Source organism: Micromonospora sp. NBRC 107095 (assembly GCF_030269705.1).
GTDB classification, from domain to species: domain Bacteria; phylum Actinomycetota; class Actinomycetes; order Mycobacteriales; family Micromonosporaceae; genus Micromonospora; species Micromonospora parva.
Genome location: NZ_BSTU01000002.1, coordinates 766606 through 791782, shown reverse-complemented (window position 1 = coordinate 791782; position 25177 = coordinate 766606). Strand labels below are relative to the sequence as shown.

At 71.3% G+C, this 25177-nt stretch carries 25 protein-coding genes; 15 read left to right on the top strand and 10 right to left on the bottom strand.

The genetic code is table 11. The annotated features are described in order from the left end of the window. Positions 1-9 precede the first annotated feature (9 nt). Positions 10-543 carry an acyltransferase gene (locus tag QSK15_RS16045; protein WP_285795140.1) on the bottom strand — a complete coding sequence of 178 codons (534 nt, stop codon included), beginning with the start codon at positions 541-543 and terminating at the stop codon, positions 10-12. 159 nt (positions 544-702) lie between these two features. Between QSK15_RS16045 and QSK15_RS16040 the strand changes: the two genes are divergently transcribed. Then, positions 703-1065: a GtrA family protein gene (locus QSK15_RS16040; protein ID WP_167337305.1), complete on the top strand. Its 363-nt coding sequence runs from the start codon at positions 703-705 to the stop codon at positions 1063-1065. 83 nt (positions 1066-1148) lie between these two features. Here QSK15_RS16040 and arc read toward each other — a convergent pair whose 3' ends face one another. Further along, on the bottom strand, positions 1149-2933 hold the full coding sequence (gene arc, locus QSK15_RS16035) for a proteasome ATPase (RefSeq protein ID WP_030332887.1): 1785 nt from the start codon (positions 2931-2933) through the stop codon (positions 1149-1151). A 178-nt stretch (positions 2934-3111) separates the two neighbouring features. On the opposite strand from arc, the gene QSK15_RS16030 reads away from it, so the two are divergent. Beyond that, positions 3112-3405, top strand: coding sequence for a ferredoxin (locus QSK15_RS16030; protein ID WP_279516391.1), 294 nt, complete (start codon positions 3112-3114; stop codon positions 3403-3405). A 50-nt stretch (positions 3406-3455) separates the two neighbouring features. Here the strand turns inward: QSK15_RS16030 and QSK15_RS16025 are convergent, their stop codons facing one another. The 3 genes from QSK15_RS16025 to QSK15_RS16015 are packed head-to-tail and all read right to left on the bottom strand — an operon-like array spanning position 3456 to position 6164. Beyond that, positions 3456-4028, bottom strand: a complete 573-nt coding sequence (locus QSK15_RS16025) for a hypothetical protein (RefSeq protein WP_030332883.1) — start codon at positions 4026-4028, stop codon at positions 3456-3458. Positions 4029-4074: 46 nt separating this feature from the next. Then, positions 4075-5076 (bottom strand): tRNA (adenine-N1)-methyltransferase, encoded by a 1002-nt coding sequence (locus QSK15_RS16020; RefSeq protein ID WP_030332881.1) that lies wholly within the window; start codon positions 5074-5076, stop codon positions 4075-4077. Then, positions 5073-6164 (bottom strand): site-2 protease family protein, encoded by a 1092-nt coding sequence (locus QSK15_RS16015; RefSeq protein WP_502889620.1) that lies wholly within the window; start codon positions 6162-6164, stop codon positions 5073-5075. Before QSK15_RS16015 ends, QSK15_RS16020 begins: the two co-directional genes overlap by 4 nt. Positions 6165-6304: 140 nt before the next feature. On the opposite strand from QSK15_RS16015, the gene QSK15_RS16010 reads away from it, so the two are divergent. The 4 genes from QSK15_RS16010 to QSK15_RS15995 all read left to right on the top strand — a co-directional run bounded on the left by QSK15_RS16010 (position 6305) and on the right by QSK15_RS15995 (position 11784). After that, entirely contained in the window at positions 6305-7219 is a 915-nt protein-coding gene (locus tag QSK15_RS16010) for a RecB family exonuclease (protein ID WP_285794974.1), read from the top strand. A gap of 199 nt (positions 7220-7418) precedes the next feature. Further along, positions 7419-8105 (top strand): response regulator, encoded by a 687-nt coding sequence (locus tag QSK15_RS16005; protein ID WP_285794973.1) that lies wholly within the window; start codon positions 7419-7421, stop codon positions 8103-8105. 356 nt (positions 8106-8461) lie between these two features. After that, positions 8462-9229: an ABC transporter ATP-binding protein gene (locus QSK15_RS16000; RefSeq protein WP_285794972.1), complete on the top strand. Its 768-nt coding sequence runs from the start codon at positions 8462-8464 to the stop codon at positions 9227-9229. Then, positions 9229-11784, top strand: coding sequence for an ABC transporter permease (locus QSK15_RS15995; protein ID WP_285794971.1), 2556 nt, complete (start codon positions 9229-9231; stop codon positions 11782-11784). The genes QSK15_RS16000 and QSK15_RS15995 overlap by 1 nt, the downstream gene beginning before the upstream one ends. A 46-nt stretch (positions 11785-11830) precedes the next feature. Here QSK15_RS15995 and QSK15_RS15990 read toward each other — a convergent pair whose 3' ends face one another. The 3 genes from QSK15_RS15990 to QSK15_RS15980 form a co-directional block, all read right to left on the bottom strand. After that, a complete protein-coding gene (locus QSK15_RS15990) occupies positions 11831-12481 on the bottom strand; it encodes an HAD family hydrolase (protein ID WP_285795139.1) in 651 nt (216 codons plus the stop codon). A 120-nt stretch (positions 12482-12601) separates the two neighbouring features. Further along, positions 12602-13345, bottom strand: coding sequence for a neutral zinc metallopeptidase (locus QSK15_RS15985; protein WP_285794970.1), 744 nt, complete (start codon positions 13343-13345; stop codon positions 12602-12604). A 137-nt stretch (positions 13346-13482) separates the two neighbouring features. Then, positions 13483-13689: a hypothetical protein gene (locus QSK15_RS15980; protein ID WP_285794969.1), complete on the bottom strand. Its 207-nt coding sequence runs from the start codon at positions 13687-13689 to the stop codon at positions 13483-13485. Positions 13690-13892: 203 nt separating this feature from the next. Here QSK15_RS15980 and QSK15_RS15975 point away from each other — a divergent pair, with 203 nt between their 5' ends. Both QSK15_RS15975 and QSK15_RS15970 read left to right on the top strand, forming a co-directional pair. Next, positions 13893-14285: a YciI family protein gene (locus tag QSK15_RS15975; protein ID WP_279516394.1), complete on the top strand. Its 393-nt coding sequence runs from the start codon at positions 13893-13895 to the stop codon at positions 14283-14285. A 3-nt stretch (positions 14286-14288) separates the two neighbouring features. Further along, a complete protein-coding gene (locus tag QSK15_RS15970) occupies positions 14289-15575 on the top strand; it encodes an RNA polymerase sigma factor (protein ID WP_285794968.1) in 1287 nt (428 codons plus the stop codon). Between the two features lie 67 nt (positions 15576-15642). Here the strand turns inward: QSK15_RS15970 and QSK15_RS15965 are convergent, their stop codons facing one another. Then, the gene (locus QSK15_RS15965; protein WP_285795138.1) at positions 15643-16743 is read right to left on the bottom strand and encodes a calcium:cation antiporter; all 1101 of its coding nucleotides are present in this window, start codon (positions 16741-16743) and stop codon (positions 15643-15645) included. Between the two features lie 109 nt (positions 16744-16852). On the opposite strand from QSK15_RS15965, the gene QSK15_RS15960 reads away from it, so the two are divergent. Together QSK15_RS15960 and QSK15_RS15955 are read left to right on the top strand one after the other, a co-directional pair. Then, positions 16853-17215, top strand: a complete 363-nt coding sequence (locus QSK15_RS15960; protein ID WP_285794967.1) for an ArsR/SmtB family transcription factor — start codon at positions 16853-16855, stop codon at positions 17213-17215. After that, positions 17212-17718 carry an SRPBCC family protein gene (locus tag QSK15_RS15955; RefSeq protein ID WP_285794966.1) on the top strand — a complete coding sequence of 169 codons (507 nt, stop codon included), beginning with the start codon at positions 17212-17214 and terminating at the stop codon, positions 17716-17718. Before QSK15_RS15960 ends, QSK15_RS15955 begins: the two co-directional genes overlap by 4 nt. Here the strand turns inward: QSK15_RS15955 and mug are convergent. Beyond that, entirely contained in the window at positions 17715-18284 is a 570-nt protein-coding gene (gene mug / locus QSK15_RS15950; RefSeq protein ID WP_285794965.1) for a G/U mismatch-specific DNA glycosylase, read from the bottom strand. The genes QSK15_RS15955 and mug overlap by 4 nt on opposite strands. 62 nt (positions 18285-18346) lie before the next feature. Here mug and QSK15_RS15945 point away from each other — a divergent pair, with 62 nt between their 5' ends. The 5 genes from QSK15_RS15945 (at position 18347) to QSK15_RS15925 (ending at position 25130) form a co-directional block, all read left to right on the top strand. Further along, positions 18347-19090, top strand: coding sequence for an SAM-dependent methyltransferase (locus QSK15_RS15945; RefSeq protein ID WP_285794964.1), 744 nt, complete (start codon positions 18347-18349; stop codon positions 19088-19090). 37 nt (positions 19091-19127) lie between these two features. Then, positions 19128-19937, top strand: a complete 810-nt coding sequence (locus QSK15_RS15940) for a CPBP family intramembrane glutamic endopeptidase (protein ID WP_285794963.1) — start codon at positions 19128-19130, stop codon at positions 19935-19937. Between the two features lie 96 nt (positions 19938-20033). Then, positions 20034-20744 carry an alpha/beta fold hydrolase gene (locus QSK15_RS15935; protein ID WP_285794962.1) on the top strand — a complete coding sequence of 237 codons (711 nt, stop codon included), beginning with the start codon at positions 20034-20036 and terminating at the stop codon, positions 20742-20744. Positions 20745-21071: 327 nt separating this feature from the next. Then, positions 21072-22211 carry a ThuA domain-containing protein gene (locus QSK15_RS15930; RefSeq protein ID WP_502889619.1) on the top strand — a complete coding sequence of 380 codons (1140 nt, stop codon included), beginning with the start codon at positions 21072-21074 and terminating at the stop codon, positions 22209-22211. Positions 22212-22298: 87 nt separating this feature from the next. Then, a complete protein-coding gene (locus QSK15_RS15925; RefSeq protein WP_285794960.1) occupies positions 22299-25130 on the top strand; it encodes a PQQ-dependent sugar dehydrogenase in 2832 nt (943 codons plus the stop codon). Positions 25131-25177: the final 47 nt, after the last annotated feature.

Here is a 25177-nt window from a genome sequence, read left to right as displayed (position 1 = left end):
CTGTGAGGTTCAGCGCTCTTCGAGGACGCCGGCGGGCAACTGCTCGTCGCCGCGGGCGACCACCTCGCCGTTGCGGTTGACCCAGCCGAGGTGCCGGGCCGGGTTGCCGGCCACGAGTTGGTACGGCCGCACGTCCCGGGTGACGACGGCGCCCGCGGCCACGAGGGCGTACTCCCCGATCTCGGTGCCGCAGACGATCGTGGCGTTGGCGCCGATGGAGGCCCCCGTGCGGACCAGTGTCGGCGTGACCTTCCAGTCCGGGTTCTGCGCGCGCGGGTTGAGGTCGTTGGTGAAGACGGCGCTCGGGCCGACGAACACCTCGTCCTCGAGCGTGACACCGTGGTAGACCGAGACGTTGTTCTGCACCTTGACGCGGTCACCGATGGTGACTCCGGCGTCGACGAACACGTTGCGTCCGAGGGTGCAGCCGGCGCCGATGCGCGCGGTCGACCGGACGTGCGTCAGGTGCCAGATCCGAGTCCCGGCTCCGACCTCGGCCCCGGCCTCCACCTCGGCTGTCGGGTGGATGGAGACACTCGGCATGTCGGTCACTGCACACCTTCGGGGGGTCTCGGGGCGATCGCGGGACGGGGAGACGATAGCGTGCTCCACCGTGACGACACATGGCGGGTCCGCATCCGAGGGTCAGCGATGAGGGCGGCGGCCTCGGCGACGATCGCAGGCCTGACACGCCGCAGCGAGGTGCGTTTTCTGATCGTCGGCGGGCTCAGCGCGATCACCGACACCAGTGCGCTCTACCTGTTCCACGGGGTGCTGGGGGTGTGGCTTCCGTTCGCCACGGTGCTCGCCTTCGCCGTGGCGTTCGTGGTCAACTTCGGGCTGAACCGGGCCTGGTCGTTCGGCTCGACCGGCGACGTCGGCGGTCAGGCGTGGCGGTATCTGCTGCTGGTGCTGGTCAATCTGGCTCTCACGGTCGCCCTCGTGCAGGGGCTGACCTGGGCCGGCCTGCCGTACCTGGTCGCGAAGGTGCTCACCACCGGCGGCCTGGCGGTGCTGAACCTCTTCGTCTCCCGCAGGTGGATCTTCACCGACGGTCAGCGCTGACGCGCCGGGCGGTCCGCCGCCGGGGTGCCCCACGGCAACCGGGGCGACGCGTGTCGACGCGTCGCCCCGGTTGAACGCTGGTCCTACAGGTACTGGCCGGTGTTGCTGGCGGTCTCGATGGACCTGCCGGCCTCGGCGCCCTTGCCGCCGGAGACGAGCGTGCGGATGTAGACGATCCGCTCGCCCTTCTTGCCGGAGATGCGGGCCCAGTCGTCGGGGTTGGTGGTGTTGGGGAGGTCCTCGTTCTCGCGGAACTCGTCGACGCAGGCGTCGAGCAGGTGCTGCAGGCGCAGCCCCTTGCGGCCCGAGGTGAGGAACTCCTTGATGGCCATCTTCTTGCTTCGGTCGACGATGTTCTGGATCATCGCGCCGGAGTTGAAGTCCTTGAAGTAGAGGACTTCCTTGTCACCGTTGGCGTAGGTGACCTCGAGGAAGCGGTTCTCCTCGGTTTCGGAGTACATCCGCAGCACCACGGCGTCGATCATCGCCGCGACGGTGGCCTGGGGGTCGGTGCCGTGTTCGGCCAGGTCGTCCGGGTGCAGGGGCAGCCCGGAGAGGATGTACTTGGAGAAGATGTCCTTGGCCGCCTCGGCGTCCGGTCGCTCGATCTTGATCTTGACGTCGAGTCGACCGGGGCGCAGGATCGCCGGGTCGATCATGTCTTCCCGGTTGGAGGCGCCGATGACGATGACGTTCTCCAGGCCCTCCACGCCGTCGATCTCGCTGAGCAACTGCGGGACGATGGTGTTCTCCACGTCGGAGGAGACACCGGAACCACGGGTCCGGAAGATCGAGTCCATCTCGTCGAAGAACACGATCACCGGCGTGCCCTCGCCGGCCTTCTCCCGGGCCCGCTGGAAGATCAACCGGATGTGCCGCTCGGTCTCGCCGACGTACTTGTTGAGCAGCTCGGGACCCTTGATGTTGAGGAAGAAGCTGGTGTGCTTCTCCTTGCCCTGGCGCTCAGCGATCTTCTTGGCCAGCGAGTTGGCCACCGCCTTGGCGATGAGCGTCTTGCCGCAGCCGGGCGGGCCGTAGAGCAGGATGCCCTTGGGCGGGCGGAGCTGGTGCTCACGGAACAGGTCCGCGTGCAGGAACGGCAACTCCACCGCGTCGCGGATCTGCTCGATCTGCGACTGGAGGCCACCGATGTCGCCGTAGTCGACGTCGGGCACCTCCTCCAGGACCAGCTCCTCGACCTCGCTCTTGGGGATCCGCTCGTACGCGTACGCCGAGCGGGGCTCGATCATGAGCGAGTCGCCGGCCCGGATCGCCGAGCCGATGAGCGTCTCGGCGAGGTGCACGATGCGCTCCTCGTCGGAGTGGGAGACCACCAGCGCCCGGTCGCCCGGCCCGCCGTTCGGTCCCTCCAGGATCTCCTTGAGCATCACCACCTCGCCGACCCGCTCGTAGCCGAACGCGTCGACGATGTTGAGCGCGTCGTTGAGCAGGACCTCCTGGCCGCGGCGCAGGTCACCCACGTCGAGCGAGGGCGAAACCGCGACCCGTAGTTTCCGGCCGCCGGTGAAGACGTCCACCGTGCCGTCCTCGTGCTTGGCCAGGAAGACTCCGTAACCGCTCGGCGGTTGCGCGAGCCGGTCGATCTCCTCCTTGAGCGTCACGATCTGCGTGCGAGCCTCCTTGAGGGTGCTCACCAGCCGGTCGTTGTTCTCGGTCAGCCGCGCCAACTGCGCCTGGGTGGCCGCCAGCCGCTCTTCGAGCTGCCGGACGTGTCGGGGGCTTTCGGTCAACTTGCGCCGCACCAGGGCGAGTTCCTCTTGCAGGAACGCGACCTGCGTGGAGAGATCGTGGGCTTCCTTCTCCCACCGTGCGGCGCGCGAGTCCGCGTCGTCGCTACGTGCTGCCACGTCCCACCTCCCCGGGGGGCTTGAACGTTCTGCCCTAACACTAGCCGCTATGAGGCCGATTCGGTCCCACGCAACACCCTCGTCACCGAACCTTGATCGCCAAGGGTGGCCTGACGGGCGGTTACCGGCGTTCGGGTACCGTCGGGGCGTGGGACGCGAGAACATGGGGGGTGCACCGGTGGCCGAGGTCGCGACCGACGAGTTGCAGGTCTGGGTCGACCAGGATCTCTGCACCGGCGACGGGCTCTGCGTGCAGTACGCGCCGGAGGTTTTCGAGTTCGACATCGACGGCCTGGCCTACGTCAAGGGCGCCGACGGTGAGCTGCGGATGGCACCGGGCAGTCGGGTCGACGTCCCCGCGCACCTGCGACTCGAGGTGATCGACTCGGCGAAGGAGTGCCCGGGCGACTGCATCCACGTGGTGCGCGGCGACGGCGTCGAGGTCGCCGGCCCGGAGGCCGAGGACGACTGACCCACCGGCCGGGCCGCGCGACCCGGCCGGGTCCAGAACCCGGGTACGCCTCAGAGCATCGGCCGGCCGACCACCGAGGCGACCAACCGCGCGAACTCCTCCAACCGGGCGATCTGCCCGGCCCCGCCGTCGTCGAGGGTCTTGCCGAACCGCAGCGCGTCGTGCCGGGGCGTGCCGGCCATCTCCTCGCTCGGCGGCGCCTCGTCCAACGAGGTGAGCAGCAGGTAGACGTCGATGCTGTCGACCCGGATCTCGCCGCTGTCGGAACGGTTGAGCCGCCGCCGGCAGCCCACCTCGGTGACGGTGGAGACCGGCACCACCCGCAGCGACGACGTCATCGAGCCGGGTGGGCCCTCCTCCGGAGGTACGTCCTCGCCGTGCCAGAGGATGAGCCGGCTGCCGTCACAGACGACGACCTCCTGCCACACCCCGTTGACCTCGTTGACGAAACGTTCCAGGGTGAAACCGAGCACCGACGCGCCGCGCAGCACGCCACCGAGCGCCTCCAGGGCGACGTCCGGGTCCCGCAGGTAGGCCCGCGCCGCGGACTCCAGGTCCTGGTAGGGCGACCAGTCGGGAAAGACCGCGGGGAGGTCTCCACCGCCGTAGCCCGGTCGGCTCATGCCAGCGTCTCCCCCTGCTCGGCGGTGCCGACACCCAGCTCGATGGTCACGGCCTGTCCATCTCCCCCGTACCGTTGGCCTGAGCGCCCGCGGCCTGGGCGGCGGCGGCCTGTCGGGCCGCCTCCGCCTCGCGCAGGTCCTGGCGGCGCTGCGCGTACGCCTCGGTGCCCTTGCTGGGCTTGCGGCGACGCGGCGGCGCGGTGACCCCCGGGGCCAGCTTGCGCGCGGACACCAGGAAGGCGGTGTGCGCGATCATCCGGTGGTCGGGGCGGACGGCGAGGCCCTCGGCGTGCCAGTCGCGCACCAGGGACTCCCAGGCCCGCGGCTCGGTCCAGCCGCCGCGCTCACGCAGCGCCTCCACCAGCTCGGAGAGCTGCGGTGTGGTGGCGACGTAACCGATGAACACCCCGCCGGGCACCAGCGCCCGCTCGACCATGTCGAGGGTCTCCCAGGGGGTCAGCATGTCCAGGATGATCCGGTCGAAGCCGGTCTCCTGGCACTGCGCGACGTCGCCGACGTGCAGGTTCCACGAGGGGTGCGGCCCGTTGAAGAACGCCTCGACGTTGCGCTTGGCGATCTGGGCGAAGTCGTCGCGCAGCTCGAACGAGTGCAGCTCGCCCTCGGTGCCGACGGCGCGCAGCAGGGAGCAGCTCAGCGCGCCGGAGCCGGCGCCGGCCTCCAGGACCTTCGCACCGGGGAAGATGTCACCCATCGCGACGATCTGCGCCGAGTCCTTCGGGTAGATCACCTGGGCGCCGCGTGGCATGGACAGCACGTAGTCCGACAGGAGTGGCCGCAGGGCCAGGAACGCGGTGCCGCCACCGGAGGTGGTCACCACGCTGCCGTCGGGGAGCCCGATCAGCGCGTCGTGCGCCAGGATGCCGCGGTGGGTGTGGAACTCCTTGCCGGGCTCCAGCGTCACGGTGTGCATCCGCCCCTTGGGGTCGGTCAGCTGGACCCGGTCGCCGGGCCGGAACGGCCCGCGGTGCACGGGTGTCAGCGCCGGGGTGGCGGCGTCGGCGGCGACGGTGGAGGGAGTTGCGGTCACGGTGTCATCTTCCGGTTGGGTTCGAGGAGCTGTGCCAGGTCCGCGATGTGCAGAATGCCGACGACATCTTCGCCTGACGTCACCACGTACTGCGCGCCCGGGTGGGTCTGTACGGCCTCCATCACCCGCTCGCCGTCCCACCCGAGCGACAACGTGGGAAGTGTGCCCAGCGACCGGGCGACGGCGTCCACCGCCAGCCACGGTCGGCGCTCGACCGGCACCGCGTCGGCGGCGGTCGGGTCGACCAGCGCCACCGGTCGACCGGTGGAGTCGGTGACCAGCAGCGCGGCGTTCGGCTGCCCGCTCTCGGCGCGCCGGCGCTCGGCCTCGGCCAGCGGCGTGCCGGTGGCCACCGGCCAGGCCGGGCGGGCCAGCCGGGCGAGGTCGATCAGCGGGAACCGGCGGCTGACCCGGGCGGCCCGGATCGACTGCCCGGCGCCGCGCCAGAGGGTGACGGCGACCAGCAGCATCAGTGGCAGCGCCAGCGGCGCGAGCCGTCGCTCGACGGTGAGCAGCAGCACCAGGGCCGCGGTGCCGACGGCGACGATCCGGCCGGCCCATCCGGCGACCTCGGTGCCGAGGTGCCGGTCGCGGGTCAGCATCCACACGGCGGCGCGCAGCGCCCGGCCGCCGTCGAGCGGCAGCCCGGGCAGGCTGTTGAACAGCGCCACGATGACGTTGCTGACCGCGAGCTGGAAGGCGAGCTGGTGGGCCACGGTCCCTTCGGGCAGGGCGAGGGTGGCGGCGACCGCCAGGACGCCGAGCACCGCGGAGACCGCCGGGCCGGCCAGCGAGACCAGCAGGTCGACGCGGGGCGACGGGGCGTCCCGGTCCATCTCGGTGTAGCCGCCGAGCAGCTCCAGGGTGATCCCGCGCACACCGATGCCGTACCGGCGGGCGGTGAGGGCGTGGCCCAGCTCGTGCAGCAGCACCGAACCGAGCAGCGACACGACGAACCCGAAGCCGATCAGGTAGCCGCTGAGCTGCGGCAGGCCCAGTTGCCGGCGGGCGAACTCGCCGTACAGCACCGCGATGAGCACCGCGAGCAGGACCATCGAGCCGTTGAGGTGCAGCGGCACCCCGAACACCCGCCCGACGTTCAGGCCGAGACGCCGGTCTGGTCGGCGCGGTGGCCGGGTTGTCTGCTCCATCGCCACGATGCTACGGACCGCCGCTGTGCGGGGCGGGCGGCGGGCGGTGTCACACCGGTGCCCTAACCTTTGCCGACATGACGGCGGAATCGGTCACCACCTCCCAGCCCTCCCCCGCGGTGCAGGCGCCGCCGACGGTGCGGGCCTCGCTGTCGCCGTCGCGGGCGGCGGATTTCAAGACCTGCCCGCTGCTCTACCGGTTCCGCAGCATCGACCGGCTGCCCGAGCGCACCACCATCGAGCAGGCCCGGGGCACGCTGGTGCACGCGGTGCTGGAGCGCCTGTTCGACCTGCCCGCCACCGGCCGTACGCCGGAGGCGGCCGGCGACCTGGTGGCCCCCCAGTGGGACCGACTGGTCACCGAGCAGCCGGAGCTGGCCGGGATCTTCGACGACGCGGAGCCGGCCGGCCCGGTGGAGTTCCTCCGCTCGGCGGCCGGGCTGTTGCAGGGTTACTTCGCGGTGGAGGACCCGACCCGGCTGGAGCCGGCCGAACGCGAGAGCCTCATCTCCGCGGTCGTCGACGAGGAACTGCTGATCCGGGGCTACCTCGACCGGCTCGACGTCGCCCCGGACGGCGCGCTGCGGGTGGTCGACTACAAGACCGGCGGCGCCCCACGGGAGGCGTTCGAGGCGCGGGCGCTGTTCCAGCTGAAGTTCTACGCCCTGGTGCTGTGGCGCACCCGGGGGGTGGTGCCGCGGGTGCTACGCCTGCTCTACCTGCGCGACGCCGAGGTGTTGGACTACACCCCGGACGCCGACGAGCTGGTGCGCTTCGAGCGCACGGTGGTGGCGCTGTGGCGGGCGATCGAGCAGGCCACCGCCCGGCAGGATTTCCGGCCCCGACCGAGCCGGCTCTGCGACTGGTGCAGCCACCAGGCGCTGTGTCCCAGCTTCGGCGGCACCCCGCCGCCGTTCCCGGTCGCCGCCGCGAGCGCCGACCCGCTGCGCGACTCCCGGTCCACCCCGGTGGCACCGGGCGCCGACGAGTGAGCGCCCGCTGACCGACGTGCCTGCCCCGGCGCGGCGTCGCCGGTCGACCCCGGGGCGCGCCCGACGCCGGTGAACCGACCGGAACGGCGCCGCATCGGTCGGGACAGGGCGACCGGCCGGCCTCTACGGTGATCCGCGACGCACCGGCTTCGGTGGGCGAGGATGACCGCGCCACGAGGCCGGTGGGACGGGAGACGAGATGAGCGATGAGGCACCCTCGGCGCGGCCGGTGCGGATCCTGCTCGCCGACGACCAGCCGCTGCTGCGGACCGGGTTCCGGATGGTGCTGGGCGCCGAGAGCGACCTCGACGTGGTGGCCGAGGCCGGTGACGGGGTGGAGGCGGTGGAGTTGTCCCGCCGGCTGCTGCCGGACGTCGTGCTGATGGACATCCGGATGCCCCGGATGGACGGGGTGGCGGCGACCCGGGCGATCGTCGACGCCCGACTGCCGGTACGGGTGCTGGTGCTGACGACCTTCGACCTGGACGAGTACGTGGTGGGCGCGTTGCGGGCCGGCGCCAGCGGGTTCCTGGCCAAGGACGTGCCGGCCGAGGACCTGATCGCGGCGATCCGCACTGTCGCCGGGGGCGACGCGGTGGTGGCGCCCCGGATTCTGCGGCGACTGCTGGACCGCTTCGCGGAGCTGCTGCCCGACCCGGCGGTGACGCCGTCGGCGGCGCTCGACGCGCTCACCGACCGGGAGCGTGAGGTGCTCGTGCAGGTCGCCCGGGGGTTGTCCAACGCCGAGATCGCGAGGGTCCTGTCGGTGAGCGAAACCACCATCAAGACCCACGTCGGGCACGTGCTGACCAAGCTGCGGCTGCGCGACCGGGTGCAGGCGGTCGTGCTGGCGTACGAGTCGGGGCTGGTCCGCCCCCGGGCGTAGCCGGCACCGGCCCGGCTACCTCACCTGGCGTACTCGAAGATCCCTCCGTGGGGGGACGGCTGGCGTTGCCATCGTCACCTACCGTGACCGGAGATGGTTCGGTTCGGTTGACCCTCCTGTGGCGTCAGGTGGAAGTGTCGGTGCGGCCACCGCCGCCGAGTGGGGAAAAACGGTCGACCGGCCGTCAGGTCAGGGGCAACCCTGATCCGACATAGGGGTGCACCCGCAGCGGGAAATCCGCGCCAGGTCCCCCCAGGGTCGGACGGGGCGGGCGAGGACAGCACCGATGATTGAACAGTCGCGCCGGACCATCGGGGGCGGCGTGCATTTTCGGACAGACGGAAGAGGTAGATGACGTGACCGCGACGGTAGGCCAGCAGGCGCAGGCCGCGGCCCGGGCGAACGACGTGTGGAAGGTGTACGGCAGCGGCGAGGCTCAGGTCATCGCGCTGCGGGGGGTCAGCGCCGAGTTCGAACGTGGCCGCTTCACCGCGATCATGGGCCCGTCGGGTTCCGGTAAGTCGACGCTGATGCACTGCCTGGCCGGTCTGGACTCGGTGACCCGGGGGACGGTGGCGATCGGCGAGACGACGGTCACCGGTCTGGGCGACGCGGGCCTGACGAAGCTGCGGCGCGACAAGGTGGGCTTCATCTTTCAGCAGTTCAACCTGCTGCCGACGCTGACCGCCAAGGAGAACATCCTGCTGCCGTTGTCGATCGCCGGGCGTAAGCCGGACCCGGCCTGGTACGACACGGTGATCGCGACGGTGGGTCTGAAGGACCGGCTGGACCACCGGCCGGCGCAGCTCTCCGGTGGGCAGCAGCAGCGGGTGGCGTGCGCGCGGGCGCTGGTCTCCCGCCCTGAGGTGATCTTCGCGGACGAGCCGACCGGCAACCTGGACTCGCGCTCCGGCGCGGAGGTGCTCACCTTCCTGCGTGACTCGGTGCGCGAGCACGGCCAGACCATCGTGATGGTCACCCACGACCCGACGGCCGCCGCGTACGCCGACCGGGTGGTCTTCCTCGCCGACGGTGAGATCGTCTCGGAGCTGATCGAGCCGACCGCCGAGACGGTGCTGGACACCATGAAGAAGCTGGACGCTCCGGCCGAGGTGGGCAACTGATGTTCCGCGCGACGCTGAAGAGTCTGCTGGCCCGCAAGGTCCGGCTGATCCTGTCCGGCCTGGCGGTGGTGCTCGGGGTGATGTTCGTCTCCGGCGCGTTCGTGCTCACCGACACGCTGGGTCGCTCCTTCGACTCGATCTTCGCCGACGCCTACTCGGAGGTCGACGTGAACGTCGCGGCGAAGCCGAAGGTGCAGGTCAACGAGATGGAGGGTGAGCAGACCGCCTCCGCGCTGCCCGCCGCCGTGGTGGACCGGGTCACGCAGGTGCCGGGGGTGGCGTCGGCTACCGGTGTCGTCGCCGCCGACGGCGCCCGGATCATCGGCAGCAACGGCAAGGTGGTGACCTCGTTCGGTCCGCCGCAGTTGGGCGAGAACTGGACCGGCGAGGGCGAGCTGCTGCGGCTGCGTGAGGGGCGCGCGCCGCAGGCCGAGGACGAGATCGTCATCAACAAGGCGTTGGCCACGGCCGCGAAGGTGCAGGTCGGCCAGAAGGTCGGCGTGCTCACCGCGTTCGAGTCGAAGAAGCGGGACTTCACCCTGGTCGGTGTCGTCGGTTACAGCGGTGACCGGGACTCGATCGGTGGTGCCAACGAGGTCTTCTTCACCACGCCGGTCGCGCAGCGGCTGATGCTCGGCGAGCCGGACGTGTTCAGCAACATCACCGTGCGCGCCGCCGGCGGGGTCTCCGACGAGACGCTGCGCGACGACGTGAGCCGTGCCCTCGGGGCGGACTTCGAGGTGAAGACCGGCGAGCAGTTGGCCGCGGACGCCGCGGGTGGCCTGAAGGAGGGCCTGTCCTTCTTCAACAAGATCCTGCTCGGTTTCGCCGCGGTGGCGCTGCTGGTGGGCACCTTCCTGATCCTCAACACGTTCTCGATCATCGTGGCGCAGCGGACCCGGGAGTTGGCGCTGATGCGCGCCATCGGGGCCAGCGGGCGGCAGATCATCGGTTCGGTGGTGCTGGAGGCCATCGCCGTGGGGTTGATCGCGTCGGTGCTCGGCCTGGCGGCGGGTATCGGGGTGGGCGCGCTGCTGGCGTTCCTGTTCGGCAAGTTCGCGGGTGGGCTCACCCTGGCCGGGATCGGCGTACCGGCGGCGGCGGTGATCGGTGCGTTCGCCGTCGGTCTGGTGATCACCGTGGTCGCGGCGCTGCTGCCGGCGCTGCGGGCGTCGCGGATCCCGCCGATCGCGGCCATGCAGGACGTGGCCACCCCGGACCGGCCGTTGACCAAGGTCACCGTGGCCGGATCGCTGGTCACCGGCGTCGGCGCGGTGCTGCTGTTCCTCGGGCTCAGCGGCAACGCCGGCGGCCAGACGCTGTCCACCATCCTCGGTGGGGTGCTGTTCGCCTTCATCGGGGTGGCGCTGCTGACCCCGCTGATCAGCCGGCCGGTGGTGAGCCTGCTGGGCGCGATCTTCTCCTGGTCGGTGCCGGGCAAGCTGGGCCGGCTCAACTCCGGGCGCAACCCGCGCCGCACGGCGATCACCGCCGCCGCGCTGATGGTCGGCATCGCGCTGGTCACCGGTGTCACTGTCATCCTCGACTCGGCCAAGGGCAGCATCAGCGCGCTCGCCCAGGACACCATCAAGGCCGAGCTGGTGATCGCCGGCGTGCAGGGCGGCCCGCGTCCGCCGTCGTTCGACCCGGGGGTGCTGGACCGGGCCAAGGCCCTGCCCGGTGTGCAGCTGGTCGACGGCGAGTACGGCGACATGGCGAAGATCGACGGGGAGAGCACCTGGGTGGCGGCGAGCAGCGACCCGGCGTCGCTGCGGCAGATCTTCGGGGCGAAGCCCACCGCCGGTGACATCGACCGGATCGGGCCGACGCAGATGTTGGCCAGCTCGGACACGGCCACCTCCCGTGGCTGGTCGGTCGGCTCGACGGTGACGGTGCAGCTGACCCGGGGCGAGGCCCGCACCTACACGGTCAGCGGCATCTACAAGTCGTCACAGCTGACCAACCCGGTGACGCTGCCGCCGGCGGCGGCGAAGAACTTCGCCATTCCGCAGCCCATCCAGGGCTTCATCCAGCTGGCACCGGGCACCCGGGTCTCCGACGTGCAACCGCAGGTGGAGGCGTTGCTCGCGGACAGCCCCGAGGTGTCGGTGGCCGACCGGGACGCGTTCATCAAGCAGCAGACGAGTTCGCTCGACGGGCTGCTCACGATGATCCAGATCCTGCTCGCGCTGGCCATCGTGATCGCCGTGCTAGGCATCATCAACACCCTGGCCCTGTCGGTGCTGGAGCGGACCCGCGAGTTGGGTCTGCTGCGGGCGATCGGCCTGCGCCGGTCCCAGACCATGGGGATGATCACCGTGGAGGCGGTGGTGATCTCGGTGTTCGGCGCGCTGCTCGGCGTGGTGGTGGGCACCGGTCTCGGCGCCGCGGTGGTCGAGGCGCTCAAGGACGAGGGCATCACCGACCTGATCCTGCCCTGGGGGCAGATGGGGGTGTTCCTCGGTCTCGCCGCCGTCATCGGCGTGGTGGCCGCGGTGCTCCCGGCCGTCCGGGCGGCCCGGATCAACGTGCTGGGCGCCATCGCCCACGACTGACGCCGCAGTCGAAGGGGCTCCCGCACCGCGGGGGCCCCTTCGCGCGTCAGGCTGCGGCCCGGTCGGCCAGCAGGGCCGCGAGAAACGCCAGGTCCACACCGGTCAGGCTCTGCACCTGGAGTACGCCGACAGTGCTCGGCAACGCCACCTCCGCCGGTACGGCGAGCACCGCCGCGCCCGAGGCGACCGCGCTGGCCACCCCGGTCGGTGAGTCCTCGATCGCCACGCACCGCCCGATCGGCACACCCAGCAGCCGGGCCGCGGTCAGGTAGGGCTCGGGGTGCGGCTTGGCGGCTACCACCTCGTCGCCGGCGACCACCGTGTCGAAGTTGTCCCGGCCGAGGGTGTCCAGGGCGATCTCGACCAGCGCCCGAGGGCTGGAGGTGACCAGCGCGGTGGGGATTCCCGCCGCGCGGACCGCGTGCACCAGCTCGAACGCACCCGGCTGCCAGGGCAGGCCGGTGCGGAACAGCTCCAGGATCCGGGCGTTGATCCACGCCGCGCTGATCTCCGGATCCCGTTCGGGCTGGCCCAGGTCGTCGTGCAGGATGCGCATCGACTCGGCCATGGCGGTGCCGACGATCGACTGGCGGGCGTCGACGGAGAGCTCCCCGCCGTACTCCTTCGCGAGTTCCTGCAACGCGACGTCCCACAGCTTCTCGCTGTCGACCAGCGTGCCGTCCATGTCGAAGAGCACTGCGGCGGGGTAGGTGCTGCTCAGCGGAGCCTCCAGGGTCGTGGGCGACACCGGCGATCCTGCCAGCACCGCGCCTGTCCGGTGGCGGCAACGGGCGCCGGAGTGACCCGGGCAACCCAGTCAGCCCAGGTCGCACTCCTTCAGGGAACCCTCGTAGCCCCGGAAGAACGAGTCGGTGCGCTGCTCGGCGGTGCCGTGCGCGCCTTCGGCGAACCACGGCTGGTCGGGGTCGTCGCCGACCGCCGTCAGCCCCTCCCGGAACTCGTCCAGGTCGCCCTCGGCGAGGGTCAGGGCACCCGAGCGCACCGAGTCGCCGAGGTACGCCCCGGCCATGCAGTCGGCCTGCAGTTCCTGCTGGATGGTGAAGCTGTAGTTGATGCCGAGCCGCACCTGGATGGCGTGCGCGTACTCGTGCCCGAGGAGGTAGAAGACGAACGCGTCGCCGACCTGGCGGAACGCCGCCACCGACCAGGCGACGTCGTAGGCGATGAAGTCGCCCCGCGAGCAGTAGACCGCGTTGTTGCGGGGCAGCCGTTGCCCACCGCAGGACACCTCGCCGTCGCGCTGGTACGGAATGATCTGCCGGATCGGTCGGAACTGCTGCCCCGATTCCTTGAACTGGGCCGCCCAGTACCGCTCGGCGACCGCCTGCGCGTCGGCGACGTCCTGCTCGAACTCGGCGACGCTGGTGGTGCTGTCGGCCCGGGTGGTGCTCGGCCCCGGGGAGGCGGCCGGCGGGTTCGCCCCGGGGCGCTCGGCCTCCGGCTCCACCAGCCCACCGCCGGCGCAGGCGAGTGACACCAGTGCCGCGATCAGCAGGCCCGCCAACGGCCCCCGCGCGTCGCGTCCGAACCGTGCCGCCACTGTGCCTCCCCAGACATCCGTGCTCGGGCTGCGATGTACCCCGACGATACGGCCGTCACGCCCACCACCGGATTCACGCAGACCGCGCCCAGACGGTTCACGCCGAGCGTCGCCGCCCGGACGGTCAGGTGGACCGGTCAGCCGCTCGACTCCCGCCCGCGCTGCCAGGTGTCACCCTGGTCACCGTGCCGTTCGGCCTCGTACCGGTGCTGCCGACCCCGGGCCTCCCGCCCGGCCGCCGGATCGTCGGCGACGTCCACCCCCCGCCCCCGCCGAACGACCGCCGCCCAAGCCGCCCCCGCCACCACCACGAAGGCCCCCACCACCACCCACACCACAGTCATGCCACCAACCTAGGTCCCACCCACCACCCCCTCGCTCATCGGTGATCAAGAGGTTGGCGTCAGCCCGCCCGGCGTGTCGTGACGCAAACTTCTTGATCAACAGGTCGGGTGGGGTGGGAGTGTCCGGGAGCGGGGTTGGGGTTCGACGTTTCTGGTGAGCGGTGCCGGGCGGCACCGGAGACAGGAGGGTCACTGTGAAGTACATGATCTTGCTCTACGGATCGCAGCAGGACTACGACGTGCTGTCCGGACGGGCTTCCGACCGGCCGGCGATGTCGGCCGAGCAGATCGCGGCGATGCACCACCACATGGAGACCTTCCACCAGGCGCTGGCCGAGTCCGGGGAACTGGTCGACGCCCGGGGCCTGAGCGAACCGGTACACGCCCGCCGGGTGCAGGTCCGCGAGGGAGCGCCAGTGATCACCGACGGCCCGTACCCGGAGACGCAGGAGGTCCTCGCCGGTTACACCATCGTGGAGTGCGCCAGCTTCGATCGGGCCACCGAGATCGCCGCCGGCCTCGTCGACCCGGACGCCCCCGGTGGGTACGTGGACGTGCGACCGGTGCTCGACGGTGTCGAGGACCTGGCCGGCTGACACGTGCCGGAAACTCCCGCCGAGGACCTGCTGCGCGAACTGGCGCCGCAGGTCCTCGGCGCGCTGGTCCGCCGCTTCGGGCACTTCGACACCGCCGAGGACGCGGTGCAGGAGGCGTTGATCGCCGCGGCCGACGGGTGGCCGCGCGACGGCGTACCGGACAACCCCCGGGGATGGCTGATCACCGTGGCGTCCCGCCGGCTGACCGACCTGCTGCGGCGCGAGCAGGCCCGGATGCGGCGGGAGGACACCGTGGCGCGGTGGACGCTGCCCGAGCAGTGGCACGCGCCCGCCGCCGACCGTGAAGCGGCGGACGCCGACGACACGCTCATCCTGCTGTTCCTGTGCTGCCATCCGGCGCTCTCGCCGGCCTCGCAGATCGCGCTCACGCTGCGCGCGGTGGGCGGGTTGAGCACCGCCGAGGTGGCGCGGGTGTTCCTGGTGCCGGAGGCCACGATGACCCGGCGGATCAGCCGGGGCAAGCAGCGCATCCGCGACAGTGGGCTGCGGTTCGCGCCGCCCACCGGCCCGGAGCGCGCCGACCGGCTCGCCGCCGTGCTGCACGTGCTCTACCTGATCTTCACGGAGGGGTACGCCCGTACCGCCGGGCCCGGGTTGCTGCGGGCGGACCTGACCGCCGAGGCGATCCGGTTGGCCCGCCTGGTGCACCGGCTGCTGCCCGACGATCCCGAGGTCACCGGGCTGCTCGCGTTGATGCTGCTCACCGACGCCCGCGCTCCGGCGCGGATCGGCGCGCACGGCGAGCTGGTGCCGATGGCCGAGCAGGACCGCACGCGGTGGCGGGCCGACCAGATCGCCGAAGGAGTCGAGCTGATCACCGGTGCGCTGCCGCGCGGGGTCGTCGGGGCGTATCAGCTCCAGGCGGCCATCGCGGCCGTGCACGACGAGGCGCCCAGCGCGGCGGCCACCGACTGGGCGCAGATCACCGCCCTGTACGAGGTGCTCCTCGGGATGTCCGACAACCCGGTGGTGGCGCTCAACCACGCGGTGGCGGTGGCGATGAGTCGGGGCGCGCCGGCCGGGTTGGCGCTGCTCGCCGACCTGGCCGACGACCCTCGACTCGCCGACGACCCTCGGCTGCCGGCCGCCCGCGCCCACCTCTTGGAGCGGGAGGGTGAGCGGGTCGCGGCGCGCGAGGCGTACCGGATGGCGGCGGCGCGCTCGACGAACCTGGCGCAGCAGCGCTACCTGAACGCCCGCGCGGAACGTCTCGCGGGCGACCCGCCACCCACCGACTGGGCCGACGGGCCGTGCCGCGGCACGGGCTGAGCCGGCCGGCCGTGCCGCGTCACACGCTGGCGGCCGGGAAGCGTCACGGGCTGGCGGCCAGGAAGCGTCACGGGCTGGCGGCCAGGAAGACGAAGGCCGCCAGCAGCACCAGGTGTACGCCGCCCTGCAACACGTTGGCCCGGCCGGGCACCACGGTGAGTACGGCGGTCACGGCGGTGAGCGCGAGCAGGGCGAGCTGGGTGCCGCCGAGGCCGAGCAGCAGCGGGCCCTCCAGCCAGATCGAGGCCACCGCGATGACCGGGATGGTCAGGCCGATGCTGGCCATCGCCGAGCCGAGCGCGAGGTTCAGGCTGATCTGCACGCGGTCACGGCGGGCGGCGCGGGCTGCGGCCAGGGTCTCCGGCAGCAACACCAGCAGGGCGATGATCACGCCGACGAACGCGTGCGGCAGGTTCGCCGCGGCGACGCCGGCCTCGATGGTCGGTGAGACGGTTTTGGCGTCGCCGACCACGGCGACCAGTGCCACCAGCAGCAGCCCCAGGCTCATCAGGGCCGCCCGGGTGCTCGGCGGCTTGGCGTGCTCCTCCGCGTCTATCACCTTGCCCTGGCTGTCGACCGGCAGGAAGTAGTCGCGGTGCCGGCCGGTCTGTACGAGGACGAACAGCCCGTAGAGCGCCAGCGAGGCGACGGCGGCGAACGCGAGCTGGGCCGGGCTGAACTCCGGGCCGGGCCGGGCCGTGGTGAAGGTCGGGATGACCAGACTCAGGGTGGCCAGGGTGACCACGGTGGCCAGGGCCCCGCCGGTGCCCTCGGGGTTGAACACCGCGACCCGACGGCGCAGCGCCCCGAGCAACAGGGACAGGCCGAGGATCCCGTTGCAGGTGATCATGACGGCGGCGAAGACGGTGTCCCGGGCGAGCGACTGGGTCTTCTCCGGCCCGCTGATCATCAGTGTGACGATGAGGGCGACCTCGATCACGGTGACCGCGACGGCGAGCACGAGTGACCCGTACGGCTCCCCCACCCGGTGGGCGACCACCTCCGCGTGGTGCACGGCCGCGAGCACGGCACCGCCCAGCAGCACCGCGACCACCACGATGAGCAGGCCGGGCAGGTCCCGCCCCCAGGTGGCGACCAACACCAGCAGAGCGAGCACGGGTACGGCGAAGGTCCAGTCGGTCAGGCGGGAGCGAAGCAGGGCGGCCATGCCGTCCAGAGTGCCAGGCCAGGTGATCATGTGCCCACCATCGACGCAGCGTCTGCCGTGTCGAGGTCCACAACGCACAAACCCGTAACCTATGGGTTACGCTTCTGGGGTGGATGAGGTGGCCGTCGCGATCGCGGATCCGGTGCGCCGGCGCATCCTGAGCATGGTGCGCGACGAGCCCCTCTCCGCCGGCGCCATCGCCGCGCGGTTCACGATCAGCCGACCCGCCATCAGCCGCCACCTACGGTTGCTACGGGAGAGCGGGCTGGTCCGTGACGAGGTGGTCGGACGGCAGCGGATCTACCGCCTCGACCCCGGCCCGCTCGCCCCACTGCTCGACTGGCTCACCGGGCTCGCCACCGTCGACCGCTGGGAGCGGCACCTCGACGCGCTGGAGACCGAGGTCTATCGCACCCGCCGAGAGCGCCGCAGCCGTGGCCCGGCGGAGCACCGAAGGGAGCACACGGCATGACCCGCACACCCGCAGGACGCCTGTTCCGCACCGCCACCGGGCACGATCTCGTCCTCACCCGGACCTTCCGCGCCCCGCTGGAGGACGTCTGGGCCAGCCTGACCGAGCCGGAGCGCACCGCCCGCTGGTTCGGCCCGTGGGAGGGCGACGCCGGGCCCGGACGGACCATCCAGGTCCAGATGGCGTACGAGGAGCAGCAGCCCTGGTGCGCGGTGCGCATCGACGCGTGTGAAGCGCCGAGGCACCTCGCCGTGTCGATGATCGACGAACACGGCACCTGGCTGCTGGAGCTGTCGCTGACCGAGACCGACGGCACCACCGAGCTGCGGTTCGTGCAGCACCTGAGCAGCGTGGATGGCATCGCCGAGGTGGGCGCCGGTTGGGAGTACTACCTGGACCTGCTGGTCGCCTCCCGCGACGGCTCACCCCGCCCGGAGTTCGACGACTACCACCCGGCGATGCAGCAGTACTACCAGGGGCTGGCCGCCGCGACGGCCAGCTAGGCGTCGACTTCCCGCCGCAGCCTGGCGAACTCGGCGGTCAGCGCCGGCAGGGGAAAGTGCGCGTTCAGGCCACTGGGGTTCGGCAGCACCCAGACCCGGGCCGGCCCGAGCGGCTCCGGTCGCGGACCCAGACCGGCCGCCGGTCGGGCGAAGGCGACCCGGTACGCGGTCACCCCGAGGATCGCCACCCACCGCGGCCGGTAGCGCTCGGCCTTCAGGGCCAACCCGGTGACCCCGGCCACCAACTCCTCCGACGTCAGCTCGTCCGCGCGGGCGGTGGCCCGGTTGCTCAGGCTGGTGATGCCCAGGCCCTGCCGCAGCAGTTCGTCGCTCTCCCACGAGCGCAGCTGGCGGTCGGTGAAGCCAGCCCCGTGCAGGGCCGGCCAGAAGCGGCTGCCCCGGCGGGCGAACGGTTCCCCCACGGCGGCCGAGTAGAGGCCCGGGTTGTAGCCGCAGAACAGCACGCGCAGCCCGGGGCCGATGATGTCCGGTAGACCCCGGCCGGCCGCCGCCGCCACCTCCTGCGGGGTCGGCCGTCGCGGCGGCCCCGCGCGCTCCGCGTCCACGGCCCCGATCCTGCCGTACGCCCCGGTGCCGGCACCGGCGCACGCCTTGACAGAGTGACCGGATGCAGTCCACCGACCACCTCGCCGCCAGCCGCTACGCCCGGATGCGCTGGAACACTCCGCTCTCGCCGGAACACGCCGCGCTGCTGCTGCAACGGCTCGACGTCCGCCCCGGCGCGCGCGTGCTCGACCTCGGCTGCGGTTGGGGTGAGCTGCTGCTGCGGGCGGTCGCCGCCGGCGGTGTGTCCGGCCCGGTCGCGACGAGGGGCGTCGGCGTCGACACCGATGAGGCCGCCCTCGCCCGCGGGCGGCGGCTCGCCGCGGGTCGGTCGTTGAACCGGCACGTCGCCTTCGTGATGGGGGAAGCGGCCGCCTGGCAGGAGCCGGCCGACCGGGTCCTCTGCATCGGTTCGGCACACGCCTTCGGCGGCACCGCGGCGGCCCTCGACGCCCTCGCCACCGTGGTACGGCCCGGTGGGCGACTGCTCTTCGGCGACGCCTACTGGGAACGGTCCCCCACCGCGGAGATCGCCGAGGTCTTCGGCCCGGACGTCGCGACCCTCCCCGGACTGATCGAGGCCGCCCGCGAGCGCGGCTGGCGGCTGCTGCACCTGAGCACCGCCGACCAGCGGGAATGGGACGACTTCGAATCCACCTGGCTCGCCGGCCGGCAGGAGTGGCTGCTGGCGTACCCGGAGGATCCCCGTGCGGCCGACGTCCGCGCGGAACTCGACGACCGGTTGCGTGAGTACGTGGACGGTTACCGAGGTGTCCTCGGCCTCGCCTACCTCGTCCTGGGCCGTTGACGGTCCGCCGTTGACCCCGCTGGCTACGCTGCGCGGGGTGAGCGCCGGACCCCGTCTCGCCCTGCCCTGGCGGATCGTCGTCGTGGCCACCGCCGCCGTGCTGGTCTGGCTGTTCCTGCGGGCTCTGCTCGACCGTGACTACGACCGGCCCACCCACGCGGTCGGGGCGGTGCTCACCACCGCTGCCGTCGTACCCCTGGTGGTTGTCGCCCGTCGCGTCCTGGACCGACGCCCGTGGGCCGGTCTCGGGCTGCCGTCGCTGCGCGTCGGCTGGCGGCATCTGCTGCTCGGTATGGCCTGCTGGCTCGTCCCCGCAGCGGCGGGGTTCGCGCTCTGCCTCGGCTTCGGCTGGGTCGAGATCAGCGTCCGGACGTCCGTCGGGGACGTGGTGCGCGTGGCAGCGCTGCTGGTGGTGCTGGTCTTCCTGAAGGAGGCGCTGCCGGAGGAGCTGATCTTCCGCGGGTACCTGCAGCACAACCTCGCCACCCGGCTACCAGCCTGGCAGGCGGTCCTCGGGCAGGCGGTGCTGTTCACCCTGTTCGGGTTCCTCATCGGGGCCGCCCGATCCGTCGACCGACTGGCACTCTTCCTCGTCTTCGCACTGCTGCTGGGTGCGTTCCGCGCCGCCACCGGCGACATCTGGGCCGGAGTCGGTCTGCACGTCGCCTTCCAGACGGTCGCTCAGCTCTTCGGTGACGTCGGGGCGGTCTTCGACGTGGTCGGCGCGGACGTCCTGGGAGTCGTGGCCATGGGGGCCATTCCGTTCTCGGTCAGCTGGATGGTCATGCGACACCGATACCGCGACCGCCTGAACTGGAACGCCCGCACACCGGACCCGGTGCGCTAGAGCGGCTGAAGCCTGGGCGTTTGGCCCACCGGCCCGACCGGCGTGGGGAAGAGTGGCAGGCGAGAGCTGTCGTCGGCCGCGCGCGGAGGTTTTCGGATGAGCGACACGTCTTCGGCCGGGCCCGCCCGCAACGTCGTCCTGGTCCACGGCGCGTACGCCGACGGCTCCTCCTGGTCCGACGTCATCCCGCTGCTGCAGCGGGCCGGGCTGACGGTCACCGCGGTCCAGAACCCGCTGACCTCGCTGGCCGACGACGTCGCCGCCACCAACCGCGCTCTGGACCGGCAGGACGGCCCGACGGTGCTGGCGGGCCACTCCTGGGCCGGCACGGTCATCAGCGAGGCCGGCAACCACCCGAGGGTCACCGCCCTGGTGTACGTCGCGGCCCGCGCGCCGGACGCCGGCGAGGACTACGGCGCGCTCGCGGCCAGATACCCCACGCCGCCGGCGAACGCCGGCCTGGTGCACCACAACGGGTACGCGCAGCTCAGCGAGAGCGCTTTCCTGACCGACTTCGCCGGGGGAATCGACGAGGCTCGGGCCCGCGCCCTGTACGCGGTGCAGGGTCCCATCGCCGACGACCTCTTCCAGGGCCGCACCACGACGGCCGCGTGGCGGGACCGACAGTGTTACTACTCGATCTCCACGCAGGACCGCACGACAGCTCCGGAGTTGGAGCGCTTCCTGGCCGATCGGATGAACGCGACCACCATCGAGGTCGAATCATCGCATCTCGCGATGGTCACCCACCCCGAAGCGATCGCCGACCTCATTCTGATGGCGACCCGCGGGACCAGCAGCGCATAGGGCGTCCGAGGCCGGCCGCGCGACGGCCGGCCGCCGCAGCGGTGGGCTTGACGGGGCGTAGACATCGGAGGTTTACTGCGTCAACGATGTCAATCGATGAACTCTGATCGTCCACTGTGGGTGGTCCGAGACCGTCGGCTGGCTTCCGCGCCCCACCCCACCACCCCGTATCACCTCAGCCGAGCATCGGCGGCCCGGCTTCCGCACCACCGCCATCGCGGCCTCCGGCCTGCCTGCGTGCACGCCCCTGAGGTCGACGCTCAGCAGAGGAGCACAACCATGCGTTCCCGTCCCCGCCTGTTGGCACTCGTCACCGGGCTGGCCGTCATGCTGGCCAGCCTGGTCGCCCTGCCGACCCCCGCATCGGCGGCACCACTGACCAAGGTCCTGGTGTTCAGCAAGACCGCCGGCTTCCGGCACTCGTCGATCCCCAACGGCATCGCCGCGATCCAGCAGCTCGGCTCCGCCAACGGCTTCACCGTCACCGCCACCGAGGACGCCGCCCAGTTCACCACGTCCAACCTGGCCCAGTACCAGGCGGTGGTCTTCCTGTCGACCACCGGCGACGTCCTCAACGCCAGCCAGCAGACCGCCTTCGAGTCGTACATTGCCGCCGGCGGCGGGTACGTCGGCGTACACGCCGCGGCCGACACCGAGTACAGCTGGCCGTGGTACGGCCAGCTGGTCGGCGCGTACTTCGACTCGCACCCGGCGATCCAGAACGCGACCGTACGGATCGAGGATCAGACCAACCCGTCGACCGCCCACCTCCCGGCGAACTGGGTCCGCTCCGACGAGTGGTACAACTACCGCACCAACCCCCGCTCCAGCGCGCGGGTCCTCGCCAACCTCGACGAGTCGTCCTACAGCGGCGGCAACATGAACGGCGACCACCCGATCACCTGGTGCAAGGCGTACGGCGGCGGACGGGCCTGGTACACCGGCCTCGGGCACACCGAGGCGTCGTACACCGACCCGAACTTCACCCGGATGCTGCTCGGCGGCCTCCAGGTCGCCGCCGGTTCGGTGACCGCCGACTGCTCGCCGCGTACGACGACCCCGCCGCCCACCGCCAGTGGCTCGACGCTGCGGGCCCGCGCGAACAACCAGTACGTGAGCGCGCCCAACTCGACCACGGCGTTGATCGCCAACAAGACCTCCGTCGGCACCAGCGAGCGGTTCGACCTGGTCAACCTCGCCAACGGCAACGTGGCACTGCGGGCCAAGAGCAACTCGCAGTACGTCGCGGCGGAGAACTCCGGATCGTCCGCACTGATCGCCAACCGGGCCTCCGCCGGCTCCTGGGAGACGTTCCAGCTCGTCCGCAACTCCGACGGCACGGTGAGCCTGCGGGCCACTGTCAACAACCGGTACGTCTCCGCCGACAACGGTGGGTCCTCCCCGCTGATCGCCAACCGGACCTCCATCGGTCAGTGGGAGAAGTTCGACCTGGTCACCACCAACTGACCTGATCCCCCGCTCGTTCTCCACCACCCCACCTGGTCGTGGTGCGCCCCCGCGCGCCCGTCCCCCGGTCGTCGAGAAAGGACGATCATGCCCTCGTACCCCCGGCGCTGGCCCCGGGCGCTCTTCGCGGCGGTGCTCACCGTCGCGAGCGCGGCCCTCGCTGTGGCTGCACCGTCCACCGCCCAGGCGGTGGTGATTCCCGCCTCCGACTATCAACAGGTCAAGCTCGCCACCGGCTCCGCCGAGCTGGGTGAGGCCATGTCCCTGGCCGTGCTGCCCAACCGCTCCGTCCTGCACACCGCCCGAAACGGCGTGCTGCGGGTGACCGACGTGGCCGGCAACACCAAGGTCTCCGGCACCCTGTCCGTCTACACCCACGACGAGGAGGGGTTGCAGGGCGTCGCCGTTGACCCCAACTTCGCCACCAACCGGTGGATCTACCTGTACTACTCGCCCACGCTGAGCACCCCGTCCGGGGACGCACCCACCACCGGCTCACAGTCGGACTGGGACCGGTGGAAGGGGCACCTGCGGCTGTCCCGGTTCACCCTCAACTCCGACGACACGCTCAACCTGAGCAGCGAGAAGATCGTGCTCCAGGTCGCCAACGACCGTGGGCAGTGCTGCCACGTCGGCGGCGACCTGGACTTCGACGCCGCCGGCAACCTGTACCTGACCACCGGCGACGACACCAACCCGTTCGAGTCGTCCGGCTACGCGCCGCTGGACGAGAGGACCAACCGCAACCCGCAGTTCGACGCCCAGCGCACGGCGGCCAACACCAACGACCTGCGGGGCAAGCTGCTGCGGATCAAGCCGCAGGCGGACGGCACGTACACCATCCCGTCGGGCAACCTGTTCGCGCCCGGCACGGCCAACACCCGCCCCGAGATCTACGCGATGGGGCTGCGCAACCCGTTCCGGATGAGCGTCGACAAGGCGACCGGTGTGGTCTACCTCGGCGACTACGGCCCGGACGCGGGAAGCACGAACTCCAGCCGGGGTCCGCAGGGTCAGGTGGAGTTCAACCGCATCACCGGGCCGGGCAACTTCGGCTGGCCGTACTGCACCGGCAGCAACACCAGCAACGAAACATACAACGAATACACCTTCCCGTCCGGGCCGTCGCAGTCGAAGTACAACTGCACGGGAGGGCCGACCAACAACTCGTTCCGCAACACGGGCCTCGGCACGCTGCCCGCGGCGAAGCCGGCCTGGATCAAGTACGCCGGCGACTCCGGCTCACCGTCGGAGTTCGGCAGCGGCTCCGAGTCGCCGATGGGCGGGCCGGTCTACCGGTACGACGCGTCGCTGAACTCCAGCATCAAGTTCCCGCAGTCGCTCAACGGCCAGTTCTTCGCCGGTGAGTACGGCCGCCGCTGGATCAAGGCCATCGCTGTCAATTCCGACGGCTCCCGCGGGGAGATCTCCAACTTCCCGTGGTCCGGCACCCAGGTCATGGACATGGCCTTCGGACCGGACGGCGCGCTGTACGTGCTGGACTACGGCACCGGCTCGAACAACCAGGCGCTGTTCCGGATCGAGTACATCGGCGGCGGCAACCGCAACCCGATCGCTGTCGCCTCGGCGAACCCGACGTCGGGGGCCAACCCGTTGACGGTCAACTTCTCGTCGGCGGGCAGCTCGGACCCCGAGGGTGGGGCGTTGAGCTACCTGTGGACGTTCGGTGACGGCACCACGTCGACGGCGGCCAACCCGACCAAGACGTACACCACGAACGGCACGTACTCCCCCACCTTGAGGGTCACCGACCCGAATGGGTTGACCGGCACGGCGAGCCTGGTCATCACCGTGGGGAACACAGCCCCGACGGTGACGCTCACCTCGCCCGCCGACGGGCAGTTGTTCAGCTTCGGTGACACGGTGTCGTACCAGATCAGCGTCAGCGACCCGCAGGACGGCACCATCGACTGTTCCAAGGTCAGCCTGACGTACGCGTTGGGCCACGACAGTCACGCCCACCAGATCACCTCGAAGAACGGGTGCAGCGGCTCGATCACCCTCCCGACCGACGGCGAGCACGACTCCGCGGCGAACATCTACGGGGTCTTCGACGCCGCCTACACCGACAACGGCGGGCTGACCACGCACAGCATCAAGACGCTGCAACCGAAGCACCGCCAGGGTGAGCACTTCGGCGCCACGTCGGGCGTGCAGGCCACCGACCACACCAACGCCGAGGGTGGCCGCACGGCCGGGTTCATCGAGAACAACGACTGGATCTCGTACCAGCCGTACAACCTGTCCAACGCGAACCGCATCACCGTGCGGGCGTCCTCGGCCGGGGCCGGCGGCACCATCGAGGTACGGGCGGGGTCGGCCACCGGCTCCCTGCTGGGCACCGTCACGGTGCCGGTGACCGGCAACTGGGAGACGTTCGTCGAGGCGTCCGGCACGATCAGCAACCCGCCCAGCGCGTCCACCACCCTGTACCTGGTGTTCAAGGGCGGCTCGGGCTACCTGTTCGACGTGGACGCGTTCACCTTCACCACGGGCACCGGTGGCAGCACGCCGGTGACCACGCTGCGGGCGCAGGTCAACAGCCAGTACGTGTCGGCGGTCGGCAGCACCGCGTTGATCGCCAACAAGGCCAGCGTCGGCAGCACCGAGCAGTTCGACCGGGTGGACGCCGGCAACGGCACCATCGCGCTGCGGTCACGCGCCAACGGGCTCTACGTGTCGGCCACGAACGCCGGCGCCGGAGCGTTGGTTGCCAACGCCACGGCGGTCGGGTCGTGGGAGACCTTCCAGCTCATCACCAACTCGGATGGGACGGTGGGTCTGCGGGCCACTGTCAACAACCAGATCGTGTGCGCCGAGAACGCCGGGGCCGGATCTCTGATCGCCAACCGTACGTCGGTCGGGGCCTGGGAGAAATTCACCCTGACCACCGGCTGACCGGGGGCGAGTGCACGGTGGGGCCCGGCCTGGTGACCGACCAGGTC